11 protein-coding genes are annotated in these 12,668 nt (G+C 62.1%); 4 read left to right on the top strand and 7 right to left on the bottom strand.

Features of this window, described 5'->3' with window-relative positions; translation table 11 throughout:
* Positions 1 to 692: 692 nt before the first annotated feature.
* The gene (locus tag LZC94_34000; protein ID WXB12853.1) at positions 693 to 1,664 is read right to left on the bottom strand and encodes a hypothetical protein; all 972 of its coding nucleotides are present in this window, start codon (positions 1,662 to 1,664) and stop codon (positions 693 to 695) included.
* Positions 1,665 to 2,552: 888 nt separating this feature from the next.
* Between LZC94_34000 and LZC94_33995 the strand changes: the two genes are divergently transcribed.
* Positions 2,553 to 4,082, top strand: coding sequence for a protein kinase (locus tag LZC94_33995; GenBank protein WXB12852.1), 1,530 nt, complete (start codon positions 2,553 to 2,555; stop codon positions 4,080 to 4,082).
* A 191-nt stretch (positions 4,083 to 4,273) separates the two neighbouring features.
* Here LZC94_33995 and LZC94_33990 read toward each other — a convergent pair whose 3' ends face one another.
* Positions 4,274 to 5,587, bottom strand: a complete 1,314-nt coding sequence (locus tag LZC94_33990) for a sigma 54-interacting transcriptional regulator (protein WXB12851.1) — start codon at positions 5,585 to 5,587, stop codon at positions 4,274 to 4,276.
* 424 nt (positions 5,588 to 6,011) lie between these two features.
* Between LZC94_33990 and LZC94_33985 the strand changes: the two genes are divergently transcribed.
* Together LZC94_33985 and LZC94_33980 are read left to right on the top strand one after the other, a co-directional pair.
* Complete coding sequence (locus LZC94_33985; GenBank protein WXB12850.1) at positions 6,012 to 6,326, top strand: hypothetical protein; 315 nt, start codon at positions 6,012 to 6,014, stop codon at positions 6,324 to 6,326.
* A 314-nt stretch (positions 6,327 to 6,640) separates the two neighbouring features.
* Positions 6,641 to 7,708, top strand: coding sequence for a hypothetical protein (locus LZC94_33980; protein WXB12849.1), 1,068 nt, complete (start codon positions 6,641 to 6,643; stop codon positions 7,706 to 7,708).
* 193 nt (positions 7,709 to 7,901) lie between these two features.
* Here the strand turns inward: LZC94_33980 and LZC94_33975 are convergent, their stop codons facing one another.
* From LZC94_33975 to LZC94_33960, 4 genes are all read right to left on the bottom strand, one after another.
* Positions 7,902 to 8,579: a hypothetical protein gene (locus tag LZC94_33975; protein ID WXB12848.1), complete on the bottom strand. Its 678-nt coding sequence runs from the start codon at positions 8,577 to 8,579 to the stop codon at positions 7,902 to 7,904.
* A 277-nt stretch (positions 8,580 to 8,856) separates the two neighbouring features.
* On the bottom strand, positions 8,857 to 9,861 hold the full coding sequence (locus LZC94_33970) for an NAD(P)-dependent alcohol dehydrogenase (GenBank protein WXB12847.1): 1,005 nt from the start codon (positions 9,859 to 9,861) through the stop codon (positions 8,857 to 8,859).
* A gap of 45 nt (positions 9,862 to 9,906) precedes the next feature.
* Positions 9,907 to 10,323, bottom strand: coding sequence for a VOC family protein (locus LZC94_33965; protein WXB12846.1), 417 nt, complete (start codon positions 10,321 to 10,323; stop codon positions 9,907 to 9,909).
* Between the two features lie 50 nt (positions 10,324 to 10,373).
* Complete coding sequence (locus LZC94_33960; GenBank protein ID WXB12845.1) at positions 10,374 to 11,285, bottom strand: LysR family transcriptional regulator; 912 nt, start codon at positions 11,283 to 11,285, stop codon at positions 10,374 to 10,376.
* Positions 11,286 to 11,375: 90 nt separating this feature from the next.
* Here LZC94_33960 and LZC94_33955 point away from each other — a divergent pair, with 90 nt between their 5' ends.
* The gene (locus LZC94_33955) at positions 11,376 to 12,164 is read left to right on the top strand and encodes a class I SAM-dependent methyltransferase (protein ID WXB12844.1); all 789 of its coding nucleotides are present in this window, start codon (positions 11,376 to 11,378) and stop codon (positions 12,162 to 12,164) included.
* Here LZC94_33955 and LZC94_33950 read toward each other — a convergent pair.
* Positions 12,161 to 12,661 carry a DoxX family protein gene (locus LZC94_33950; protein WXB12843.1) on the bottom strand — a complete coding sequence of 167 codons (501 nt, stop codon included), beginning with the start codon at positions 12,659 to 12,661 and terminating at the stop codon, positions 12,161 to 12,163. The two genes, LZC94_33955 and LZC94_33950, sit on opposite strands and share 4 nt — an antisense overlap.
* Positions 12,662 to 12,668: the final 7 nt, after the last annotated feature.

The following is a 12,668-nucleotide window of genomic DNA, read 5'->3' as shown; positions in this document are numbered from 1 at the left end:
TGCCGCCGGCTGTCGTTCCGGAAGCTCCCTTACCATTTCCATTGCCACCTTCGATGCCGAGATAGGTCCCCGTCGCGCCGCTCTCTCCGGAAGCTCCCGCCTTCCCATCGTGCGCCACGAGGCGCACGCGCAGCAGGCTCACGCTCGGACTGTTGATAGCGCGAGCCGCGATGCTCGACCCGCCCGGGATCACCGCGTCGGTGGCCTCGAGCTCGAGATCCGCGACGGTTACCCCGTTCGCGTTCACGAACGTGATCGGGATGGCCGGCGGAGCGCTCGAGATTTTCGCGGCCTTCCCGGTGTATTTCCAATCGCAGGCAAGACCACCGAACACCGAGATAGAGCCCTCGATCCGTACCCCGCCATCATAGTTCCCCTCGCACACGAAGATGTACGGCCTCCCGGCCATCTTCTCGAGCGCTTTCGCGAGCGAGCGCACGGGCTTGGTCTTCGTTCCGTCGTTGTTGTTGTTGTCGCTGCCGAGCACCGAGACGAAGACGCCGCTTTGGTCGCTGACGCATCGCACGTCGCGCGCTGGATCGCACCCTTGTCCGACCGATCCCGCATCGGCTTCCTCGCAGACCTTTTTGTCGCGGCAATCGTTATGGAGGTCGTTGGTAACCAAGCATCCGCTAAAGGAACCAGCGACGATCATGCAGACAAATGCAAAGCGAGACGCATACATGGTGACCTCAGAAGGAAGCCGTAGCGGTGAATGACACGTTGCGGGGCGTGATCGATGGCACGAAGCGGATCGAGCTCGAGGATTTCTCCTCCTGGATCACGGTCTTTGGCCACAAGAGATAGACTGCAGCGCCGCTCACGAGAGCGCCGATCCCGACGCCGAGAAGGATGTTGGCCTTCGACGTACTGCTTTCCACGGAACGGACATCGTCGTCCAAGCTGCCGCAAAATTCTGGGATTGGGGTACCTCGACACGCGCTGTTTCCGCCGACGTGCCGATTGACGCGGTCCTGGGCGTTTCCTTTCGCGACGGTGAAGGCGATTCCCGTTGCGATCGATGCCACGCCCAAGACCCCCAACGCCCCCACGGTGACCATCTTCTCCCTCGGTTGTACCGTGCGTGCGCTCGGAGCAGAATTCGGTGGGGGTTGTGGGGACGATGGATCCGCGAATCGCACGGACGTCTCGCGCCCGGCGGGTGCGTCGATCTCCTGCTTGCTGGTCCTGCCGTTCAGGCGAGCTTCGATCTCATACTTGCCGGGTAGCACGTCGAGGCCATCGCGGACCTCTTCCGAAGTGAGCACTTTGCTGCCTACGTGAATCTCGTGATTCCCCGCGGCTTCGAACCGGAGTCGGGCGGTTTGCATCGAGAGCTCGCGAATCATCGCCTCCGCCTTTCGTTTCTTCTCAGGGCTGATTCGGGCATCCGCCAGGTACTCGCGAAAATGGCCGACCGCGTCGAGGATGTAACGGCCGCTCTTCTTCTCGGCCATGGCTAAATTCCATAGCGCGTGCGGCTCGCGAACTGCCGAATAGGCTTGCTTGAAATAGACGCGCGCGGCCTCGTAGTCGCCTGCATTGACCGCTTCGATTCCGCGGTCCATCTGTTCGCTGGCTACTTTGGTTTCGAGCTCCGACGGTTGGGCGTAGACCAGCCTCGGAAGAAACGACACGGCGATCGCGAGAAGGTATCGGTTCATGGCGTCAGTGCGAATGTGGATTGTCTACGAAGTCAGGGTCTTCAAGAACGGGCGGGCGATGAATGGGAGCGAGAGAGGCGTCCGCAGGCGATGCTATAGGAAGAACGGAAGCGGGGGGCTTTTGCTGTGAGCGTATCGGAGCAGAGGAGGATGCCATTCCCTCGCTCGGCCGACGAGGGAGCGGCGAAGCGGTGGTTGCGGGAAAGCGTTGTCTTCCTGATGATGATGAAGTGACAGCAACGAGTGGCACGGTTGAACCTACCGTGCTCGCCATGGGGGCGGCCGGCGGGGCAGAGGAGGGCGGTGGGGTGCTCGCCGCCGGCGTGCCCGAGGGCGTCCAAAGCCGAGTGAGGTAGACCAGCAGGCCCACGCTTACAGCAAGGGCAACGACACCGATGATCCGAGCAAAATTACGCGGATTCGATCGCGTGGATGGCGGCTCGCTCGGTTTCCAATCCGAGACTTCGATCCGTCCTCGTCGGGCCTCTTGGATCCGCCGCTCGGGATCGGAAAACCGCGCGAGTAGCTCGCCCGTGTTGACGGATTCGTTGAGGCGATGGAGCGTAGCGCGCATGTCTAGGCTCTTCGGGTCGGGGTCCGAGATCTCGACCCGTCCTCGTCGGGCCTCTTGGATGCGCCGCTCGGGATCGGAAAACCGCGCGAGTAGCTCGCCTGTGTTGACGGAATCGTTCGCTTGCCGCGCCTCCGGAGGGAGGTGTCTATTCCGATCTTTCACGGGTCACGTCGTAGCATACCACTCTCGTTTTCTCTCCGAGCAAACGGCAGAGCCGTCCCCGTCGAAGGGGGGCTGGTGGTACAAATGGCACCATAGCTCGTTCATTAAACCATTCTTCGCAAGACACATCGCAATGATACCCTGTCCGCCCTGTGCCTGAATTTGAACCAGAAGATATCATCCCAGGGGACGTAAAATATCGAACAATTCGCCATCTTGGCAGTGGCGGCATGGCCGACGTTTACCTCGTCGAGCACATGCTGCTGCATGGCCCATGCGCGCTGAAGATCATACAGGTTGTGCATCGCACGCGTGCAGATTACCGCGTCCGACTCAAACGGGAAGCTCAGGCGGGATTCCAGATCCGATCGGTGCACCTCGCCCAAGTGTTTCACATCGGCGAGCTTCGCGACGGTCGAGAATATTTCATCATGGAATACGTAGACGGTCGCAGTCTGCGGCACGTCCTCGACACACGCGGACCATTGCCCCCTGCGATTGCAATTGCAATCATCGTCGATGGTCTCGAGGGGCTCTACGTTGCTCACGAGAAGGGCGTGGTTCATCGAGATGTCAAGCCAGAAAATATATTCGTGACGCGCCAAGGGATCGCGAAGGTGCTGGATTTTGGGGTAGCGAAGCTATCTTACGTGTCGAACAATTTTACTGGAGAAGATTTCGTCGGAGACTATCTGTACGCGTCACCCGAGCAAAATCGACACGCATGGTCGGTCGACCAGAGAGCTGACATATTTTCTATGGGGATCGTGCTGTTCGAATCGCTCACAGGTCGCCATCCATTCGACAAGACGGGGCGCAGCTTCCGCAAGCGCGACGTGCGAAGTATTGCCATTTCCATATTGAACAACGACCCAATGCTGCTCGACCATCGATTTCCGCCCGAGCTGGCCAGAGTCTTGAATAGAATGCTTTCGAGGGATCTGAATACCCGTCCATCGAACGCGTACCTGTTGGCGCAAGAGTTGCGCGAGATTATGAAAATATTCTATACGCAAGCACGGGAAAGCGCGAACTCGCTCATTAGCGAGAGTGTAGACGGAGTTTCGGTTGGTCCAATTACCGATGCTCGTGTCGAGGCTCCCGACCCGGCGCTCATGTTGCGCGTGCAAAGGATCGCCGCCCGGCGCTCGCAAGGACGTGGTTCGCTACCGGACCAGCCGCGAATCCCGCCAACGGTTGAACCGCGTATATCGAGGAGGGTACATCCGCCAAGCGCCCCGCTACATGATACTGTCAAAGACGGCGTTCCATGGCACGCAAAGTTCACCCGCGGATCGCCTGCCAAGCGGCTGATTGCGGTGGGCCTCGTCGCGGCTTTCTGCATCGCCGTCATCATTCGCGCCGGACTCCCTGTTGTCCCGGCCGAAGTGTCACCCCCAGCATCCCCGCGCACGATAGCTCCCTTGTCCTCTTCAACCCCCAGCAACGACCATCGGGTCACAACCACAAGCGAAGGAGGGGCGGGGGAGGCCGTTGGACACCGCGCGCCAAGTCGCGCCGGCGCTCCCGGGCCCATCCCCAGCACGGCTCGGACCGACAAGCGGAGCCCCCGGCGGGAGCCCTTTGTCGCGCCCTCGCCCGCTCCACCGCCCCCGACCGAGGTCGACCCCAATCCGGAACCGGCGAAGGCTTCCAATGTGAACCTTCTAACTGGTCCGTAGTTGGTTATAGCCATGCGACCTTGTGCGAAGATGTCGATTGAACGCAGTAAACCAAATGGTTTCTCTCAGTCCACAAATGTGGACCGCACCTCGGCGCCTCAAAGAAGAGAGATACTTAAAAATTGGGTGTAGCGCGCGGGTCACTGCGTTGGCACGATACGTGCTCTTACGTCCGAGCATGGTCGATTCTCTCAGCCTTTTGAATCCTTCGACAGCCCGAGAACGGCGAGATGTTTGGATATTGCCGTTTTCGACAGGCCCGCCAGTGAAACCATATTCTTGTATTTGCCCCCGCATAGCGTGTGCACGTTCGTCCAGTATGCTCGCTTGAATGCGAGCAGAGCGACTGGATAAGTATTCGCCTGCTCCTCCAACGGGTTCGCGCCAGCCTTTGGCAGCTCGAGATGGATCGGACCGACATCGGGGGCGAACGCCAGACCCCTCGCGACGACGTTTAGCAGCTCGCGCACGTTGCCTGGCCAGTCGTAGGTCGTCATTTGGAGGAGCGACTCGTGGGAAATTCGAGCAAAGGCTCCCTCGTGGCCTAACTTTCGGGTAAACAGCTCGACGAGAGCCGGAATGTCGTCGAGCCGATCTCGTAGCGGAGGAACCTGAACCTGCAACACCATCAGTCGATGGAAGAGGTCAACTCGAAATCTGCCTTCATTGACTTCCTTCTCAAGGTTCCGGCGGGTAGCGGCAATGATGCGGACGTCGACCCGCCGATAGAAGTTGTCCCCTACCGATTTGACCTGACGCTCTTGGAGGACCCGCAGAAGCCTTGACTGAGTTTCGAGCGGGAGTTCGCCTATCTCGTCGAGAAACAAAGTACCTCCATCCGCGTCTTCGAACGGCGAAGGTTGTCGGTCGGCTGCACCCGTATACGCACCCTTTTTGTGCCCAAATAGGAGACTCTCCGCTAGCGATAAGTTGATAGCACCGCAATCGATAACCACATAAGGTCCCTTCGCGCGGCGGCTCGCCTCATGGATCGCTTGAGCAACGAGCTCCTTTCCGGTTCCAGTCTCCCCGGTAACCAGAACGGTAAACTCCGTCGGTGCAACCCGGCTCAGCTTGCGATAGAATTTTCGCATTGATGATGCTGTTCCGACGAGCGGAGGAAATGTTTCATCCGTCTCCAGGTCGACCGTGGTTGCAGCGGCTGCGGGCAGAAATTGCAGCTCGGTTTCGCCTACACGAATTCTATGCCCTTTACGTAAGAACGCTTCTGTTACCGGAACGCCGTCCACGACGGTTCCATTTGTCGACCGCAGGTCACGAATCCGCACGCCGTCCCGTGTCACGGTCAACTCTGCATGAATTTCGCTGACCTTGCGATCGTGAATCGGTATACGAACGACACTATCTTCGGGGAAGTCGTCCGCACCTTCCCGCACAATCAGCGCCGTCGTTTCGGGTTCAATAGGAATCGACTTCCCCCCGACGATCAACGTGCCACCCAAAACGTCAACGAAACGAGGTTCCCCAACCGCCGTACTTGTCATGGTGAACAACTATAAATGAAATACCACGTCGTCGCTAGCCGTTAGGCGGAGCGGGCGGTGAGATACAGGGTGACCAATGCGATACGCAACCTAGTCGAAGTGAGCGAGGTCCGGCAGAACGCCTGCATATTGTCCTTTCCGGAAGTCACTCTCCAGATCTCGTCCAGGCCTCCGTCAATGTATGGGTTAGCTGAGCAGCCGGCCCCTCTACATGCGTAGCATATGTCCGGCCCTCGCTCACTCCGGCAAGGTCGCGTCAAATTCTAATTTCAATCGTTTTTCCAGAGCGGCCTGGCGGGGGCGAGCGAGGATCAGAGCAGTGTAACGTGCGGGATCAATGTCACCAATCCGCGCGCATACCGCTGCCCATCTGAGCCTCGCTCGCCCCAGCCAGGTCGCAAAAACCTCACTCTAGGACATGCTCATGACCACAAGAGCAATCAACGTCGCTAATGGCGTGAATCTCCCAAGCGGATATAAGAAGGTCGGCAATGCGATTTTACGGGAACGTGACGGGAGGGCGTGCTTGGTCGACTTCGACCACCACGTTCAGGAGTCCGTAAGCCAGGCGACTATCGATGCTATGATGGACGCCGAGCGCTCTGGTTCCGTCGACGAGAGAACTCGCGAGTACGATCGCGACGTCGATCCGACGCCTCCAGGCGTGCCCCCGGCCCCGCCCACCGAGCCAAGCATCAAGGATGAAGACAAAACGCTCGACCCGTATCCGCTCGAATGAGCCGTAAAGCGCTTCGGCAGGTGCGTCCTGCAATCCTGCTCTGCGGCGCGAGCTTCGCCACCGGTTTGTGCTGGGGGAAGGATTTTCGTGGCTCGATTGGACTCGAAGATGGGAGCACGTCAATCCCGCGAGGGTCCATTTGTAAGAGATTGCTCGATGTGGGCGGGCCGGGCGAACGAGGCCGGCATCGTGACGAATAGGGAGAGCCGATGGGGGCGAGCCGGTGTCCACGTATGAGGTGCTCAACGATTTGGGATACCTCTGGCGTGACCAAGAAGATGTGTAGTGATGGACACGTACAACAAGAGTATGCCATGACCGACCTATCGATCATCCGTCAACTTAGCGAGAGGTTCGCTCGGGATGTCTTCACGGTGCCGCCTGAGGAGCTACCTCGGGCCGTGAACGAATTCGCTGTTCACGTGCTGTTGACATGTGCGCCGATTTCGAATCGCACGCTCGTCGAGCGCGTCACGTCAATCGTGAATCAGCATCCGTCAGGTATTCTCCCGAAGGACCTTTACGCACACATTTCCGCGCCAAGCGTCGATGTCCATGCGGCTTGTCGCGCTGCAACAAGGATAGGGCTCATTGTGCGCTGGGGGCACACGCAGGACGCGATGTACTTTCCCATCGCGGTACGAGATAAAAGCGTGCTCGTGGACTTGACCGCCCGAATCGCAGCGGTCGTCAGCAGGACCGAGCGGGGCATTTCGATCGCGTCGTTACGCAAGGCCATTGGCAACCCAGAAATATCTGCGTTCGTGCTGGCGTGCCGGAACGCGATTGCCGCACAACGAGTTGTCAGCCGAACGTTTGACGGCGTGAGATATCTGATGCCACCGCCGCGAATCGTAGTCCACGCAGAAAATATCGGGCAATACGCGCGAACGCTGTTGCCGGACAAATGTAAATTGGTTGACCTGGTAACAAACGCCGCGAACGGCGTTTCGCCAAGGGCTCTGAAGTCTCAACTCGCTTTCAGTGATACGCGATTTAGATTTGCGAGCTTTGCTGCGCTGGCTATGGGTGCAATTTATCGCGTCGGAGCTCGGCGCTCCATACGGTACGTATCGTCTGCGTCAACGTCACACGAGATTCAACCTGAGATGATGCTGCTCAATCGACTCGTCGCGTCCGTGAAGAGCCAACCCGATGGCATCTATCGTAGTGAGCTGCAGGCGGAGCTCGCTGTAAGCGAGTATCGTATGTGGATCGTTGGTGAGGTTGCGGTCGGGCTAGGCGCGATCGTCGGTGTAATGCGGCAAGAGGGACGTGTGTTCTATCCGGCAAATAGAAGCGAAACACCTTCGAGGGTACACTCGAACGGAGATGGCCATTATCATGCCGTACCGGTTCGTCTACCATGTACCACCGCATGATCAGTACGCATGATTCTACCCGGCAGAGAGCGGGATTGAAACTAACCCCATGGTCTGCGAGCCTCCCGCGCCATGCTCGTCTGCTGAACCCGTCCATTCCCGAACGGATACGTCGCGATCGACGCAGTCGCGTGCCCCTGAAGAAGACGGCGAAGGGCCGGAGAAGCCCCCTTCGCCGCCGTCCGCCGTGGCTTTAGAGCGACTGCTTGCCGCCGCACGCTCCCGGATGGGCGAGCTGCACATGCGCAACTGCGCGCGCGCAGTCGTTCGAATATGTCTTGCCGTCGCAGCCGCAAACCGGATTGTACTCGAAGGTACAAGCCGCCGGCGTGGTCTTGCACGTCCCCTCGGCCTTCGACGACGTATGGCAGGTACCGGCCGGCAGCTCGCAATATTCGCCCTTACCACACGCGATTTGCGAAGGCCCGTTGCACGTGGTGGGCGGCGGCGGCTTGCACGCGCCCGTCGTGTCGATCTGCACCTTGTTCGCGCGGCGCTCGCAGTCATTGGCGTACGTTTTTCCGTCGCAACCGCAAACGGGGTTGTACTCCCGCGTGCACGCGACCGGCGTGATCGCGCATGTACCCGTGGCGTCTGTCGCGGTGGCGCAGGCTCCGGCGGGGAGCTCGCAGTGCTCGTCTTTGCTGCTGCACGCGAGGTGCGAAGGGCCGTTGCACGTGGTGGGGGGCGGCGGCTTGGTCGCGACGGCGCTCTCGAGGGACGAGGAGAGGCCTTTGCTCTCGGTCGCATTCTCACCCGCGCTCGAACCCGAGCCCGGAGCATCCTCCGACGCGCAGCCTGCCACGATGCTGCCGCTCAGGATTGCAAAGATGCCAAAAAACGATTTTACGGTCGTCGATCGTCGAATCATGAATTGCCTCCAAAGGCCTTGGAGCACCGAACGAATCGACCTCCGTCGGTTTTAACGGATTTCGAACGTCGGGTGCTTTGGCGGTCAACAACCCCCCTTTCGTGCACCGCCCAACTTCAAGTTCCGCACCACCTGCGCCGTAGGCGCGCGGCGATTGACTCTATCGCGGTCGCCGTTCGGGGTTTCTCGAACGTTTCACGCGCGCCTCGCTCGCCGCGCCCGCCGGGGCGGCAAACGGACATGGCAAAGCGACGGACGTCACAACTGTGGTAAAATGTTACGGGCTTTGCGCCGCGGAGATTGTTCCGGCCGACCGGTCCGAGGGCATTTCGCGGATCCGTAGAACGACTTTACCGCGCGTTCGTTTGGTTTCGATTTGGGTGGACGCGGCCTGGACGTCGTGGAGATCGAAGACGCGGTGGATGATGGAACGGAGTCGGCCTTGCTCGGCGAGCATGGCGAGGTAGGCGAGATCGGAGCCTTTGGAGCGAACCTTGACCAGGCGCGCCCGTTGCGGTGCGCCGAGGGTTTTGGCGATATCGAGGAATGTGCGGCGGCTCGGCACCGTGGTGACATAGGTGCCGCGGCCATGGAGGGCGCGGCGGGCTTCGGTGAAGGTGCGGTTGCCGAAGACGTCGAAGATGGTGTCGTATCCGCGCGCGGCCGCGAAGGGGGACGAGGTTTGGTAGTCGATGGTTTCGTCGGCGCCGAGGGTGCGGCAAAGATCGTGGTTCGGGGAGCTCGATACGGCGGTGACGTGGGCGCCGAGCGCTTTTGCGATTTGAATGGCGAAGGTGCCGACGCCGCCCGATGCGCCGTGGATGAGGACCCGCGTGCCCAGTCGGACCTTGGCGACGTCGCGCAGCGCTTGCAAGGCGGTCTGCGCGGCCAGGGGAATGGCGGCGGCCTCTTCCCACCCGAGCGAGTCGGGGATGCGCGCGCACTCCTCCGCGCGCACCGTGATGTACTCGGCGCAGGTGCCGCCGTCCCACGTTTGGATCATCCCGAACACGCGGTCCTTGTTGGCAAAGAATCCGGCCGAGCGCCCGCACGCTACGACCTCGCCCGCGTAGTCGTAGCCGAGCCCTTTGGGAAAGCGATGGCCCGTGAACAGCTTGTACTTCCCCTTGCGAACGAGCACGTCCTTCGGGTTGAGGGACGCGGCGAACACGCGCACCCGAAGCTCGCCTCGGCCGGGCGCGGAGCGCTCGTGCGCGTCGTCCACGTTCTCGAGCGAAAGTACGCTGGGGGGCCCGTAGCTTCGGTAGACGACGGCTCTCACCCGGCAGTGACTAATGCCGAAGTGGCCCGTGTTCAAGGGGATCGTTCACATCGAAAAGACGTGCTCGGGGTGGCGATACGCTTTGAGCTCGATCGCATTGCCGCTGAAGTCCGTGAAGAACATCGTCGCTTGCTCCTCGGGGCGGCCCGCGTACCGGATCATGGGGGCAATGAGGAACGCAATTTGGGCATCCTGGAGCCGCTTGGCCAGCGCCTGGAACTCGTCCCAATCCAGGACCGCCCCCGCGTGAGGGATCGGTACGACGACCTGATCCACGTGCCCGCACGGGATGGGCGCCGGGAGGACGTCGTTCACATGGGCGGAGATTTGGTTACCGAAAAAGTCGAAGTCGACCCACGTCTCCGTGCTCCGGCCCTCCGGACAGCCCAGGATCGATCCATAGAAGCGCCGCGTGGATTCGAGATCTCGGACGAGGAAGGCGTAGTGAAAGGGGCGGGCCATGCGGGGGTGAACGATACCACGCCCCGCCTCTGCGCACCGCGCTCGGTTCGTTACGCCTTTTCACCGCGCAGCGCGCCGGCCTCGGCCCGGTAGACGCGGGCGAGCCCGTCGACCGCGGCGCGCAAAATGGGATCGCGCCGGCGGTCGGCTGCGAAGAGCGCGAACGTGGGGTGCGTCGGATCGTCCAGCGGGGGGGATAGGCGGATCAGGTTTGGTTCGGAGTCGGCGATCCAGCAGGGGAGGAGCGCCAAGCCCACGGAGGCGCGCACGCCCTCGAGGATGGCGACGGCGTTGGTGAATCGGTAGGTGGCCGGCGCGCGCCGGCGCTCGGTGAGCCAGCGGGATACGGGCATGTATTCGTGCTCGGCGTCGAAGCCGACCCAATCGCACTTGGAGAAGCGCTTCTTCTCGTCGCGGGCGTGCTTGTTGCGCGCGACATAGGCCGCCGAGCCATAAATGGCGAAGGCCATGGCGCCCAGCCGGCGCGAGACCAGAGCGCCCTCCTGCGGAAGGTTCTCGATGAGCACCAGATCGATCTCGCGCCGGGCGAGGCTCGGGGGTTGATGCGCCATCTGCACCTCCAGGTCGAGGCGCGGAACGAGGGCGCGGAGCGCGCGAACGTGGCGCACGACGAACATGGAGTCCCACTCGGTGGCCGACAGCCGCACCACGCGCGGATCGCGGCGGCTGGCGGTCCTCAGCAAATCATCGGCGGCGGCGGCCATCTGGGTGGCGGCCGGCAGGAGCGCGTGCCCCTCGGACGTGGGCCGGTAGCCATTGGGAAGGCGCTCCACCAGCCGCACGCCGAGCGACGATTCCAGGGCCTGGATGCGGCGCCCCACCGTCATGACGCTGACCCCCGTGCGGCGCGCCGCCTTGGCGTAGCTGCCGCTCACGGCGACGGCGAGGAAGATGCGAACGTCGCTCCACTCGAGCGTGACCGAGCTGGCGGTGAGTTTCATAAAGGATAGTGTGTATCACATTTTTGATGCTTATCGCTTCCGGCGGCGTGCCCCATGGTCACCCAGGAACACACGACGAAGGAGACGAGCATGAACCCGAATTCGACCGCATCCCTCTCGCTCGAGGGCGCCCGTGATTGGCTTTCGCGCTGGGACACGCAGCAAGATCGCTACATCGAACGGCGCGAGGAGCGCTTCGCCGTCATCGGCGATCTGCTGGCCGCGACGTGCCGCGCGGACGCGAAAATCCTCGATCTCGCGTGCGGTCCCGGCAGCCTGGGGGCGCGCTTGGCCGAGCGCTTTCCAAAGGCGCAAGTGGTGGGGGTCGACTACGATCCGGTGCTGCTCGCGATCGCGCGAACGGCGCACCGCGAGGATCCGCGCCGCCGCTTTCTCGAGTCGGATCTGCGCCTCTCCGGATGGTGGAAGGACGAGGCGCCCGCGAGCTTCGACGCCGTGGTGAGCACCACGGCGCTCCACTGGCTCGGGAGCCACGAGCTCGTCCGCGTCTACCGCGAGGCGGCGCGGCTGCTTCGACCCGGCGGCGTCCTCGTCAACGGTGATCACGTGGCCCCGGCCCCCGGCGAGCAGGCCCTCGCGCGCGTCGTCGCGAGGTCGCGCGAGCAGATGCACGTCGAGGCAGACGCGCGCGGCGCCGCGACCTGGGAAGGGTGGTGGGACGCGATCGCGCACGACGCCACCTTCGCGGGCGCGTGGGAGGAGCGCGGCCGCAGGTTCGGTGCACGGCATGGCGAGGAGCCGATCACCTTGGCGTATCACCTGGCCGCGCTTCGTCAGGCGGGGTTCGAGGAGACGGGGGTCGCGTGGCAGCGCTGGGACGACGTGGTGATGTTCGGCACCGTGGCGGGGAGGGCCTAGGGCGCCGAGTCGACGGCGGAGTCATGACCTTTCGCCGGGCCGCGCGCGCGCCATCGGTGGCCGAAGCCGGCCGCGAGGACGGCCGCGAGAAAAACGAGCTGGATGAGGGTGCGCGGCCCGGCCGCAGGTACGGGGACGCCGCCGATGGTCAAGTGGTGGCTGGCGGCATGAAGGTTCGCGGGGAAGACGGCGAGGAGAAGGAGCGTGAGCCCCGCGGAGGCCCACGGTGCGAGGCGTGGGAGTAGGAGCCCGACGGCGCCGGCGATTTCAGCGACGCCGGTGAAGGTGACCCAAAACTCCGGATGGGGAACCATGGAAGGAACCATTCGAACGAGGTCCGGGCGGCGGCTGCCAAAGTGTGCGGACGCCGTGAGCAGGAACATGGCGCAGAGCGCCCCGCGAAGGCACACGAGCGGATCGCGGAGCGCTCGAACGCCGAAGCGGCCCAAAAGGAGAAGCACGAGAAATGTTGCAACCAGTACGACGAGAGGTGCCATGCGGGAA

Source organism: Sorangiineae bacterium MSr11954 (genome assembly GCA_037157815.1).
Classification (GTDB): domain Bacteria; phylum Myxococcota_A; class Polyangia; order Polyangiales; family Polyangiaceae; genus Pendulispora; species Pendulispora albinea.
The sequence above is the reverse complement of the archived record's forward strand: the minus strand, read 5'-3'. Positions and strand labels throughout refer to the sequence as shown.

Bases quoted from the DNA above. Each gene is read 5' to 3' on its own strand.
- LZC94_33950 (WXB12843.1), bottom strand. From the start codon at position 12,661: ATGGCACCTCTCGTCGTACTGGTTGCAACATTTCTCGTGCTTCTCCTT.
- LZC94_34000 (WXB12853.1), bottom strand. From the start codon at position 1,664: ATGAACCGATACCTTCTCGCGATCGCCGTGTCGTTTCTTCCGAGGCTG.
- LZC94_33980 (WXB12849.1), top strand. From the start codon at position 6,641: ATGACCGACCTATCGATCATCCGTCAACTTAGCGAGAGGTTCGCTCGG.
- LZC94_33965 (WXB12846.1), bottom strand. From the start codon at position 10,323: ATGGCCCGCCCCTTTCACTACGCCTTCCTCGTCCGAGATCTCGAATCC.
- LZC94_33990 (WXB12851.1), bottom strand. From the start codon at position 5,587: ATGACAAGTACGGCGGTTGGGGAACCTCGTTTCGTTGACGTTTTGGGT.
- LZC94_33960 (WXB12845.1), bottom strand. From the start codon at position 11,285: ATGAAACTCACCGCCAGCTCGGTCACGCTCGAGTGGAGCGACGTTCGC.
- LZC94_33975 (WXB12848.1), bottom strand. From the start codon at position 8,579: ATGATTCGACGATCGACGACCGTAAAATCGTTTTTTGGCATCTTTGCA.
- LZC94_33985 (WXB12850.1), top strand. From the start codon at position 6,012: ATGACCACAAGAGCAATCAACGTCGCTAATGGCGTGAATCTCCCAAGC.
- LZC94_33955 (WXB12844.1), top strand. From the start codon at position 11,376: ATGAACCCGAATTCGACCGCATCCCTCTCGCTCGAGGGCGCCCGTGAT.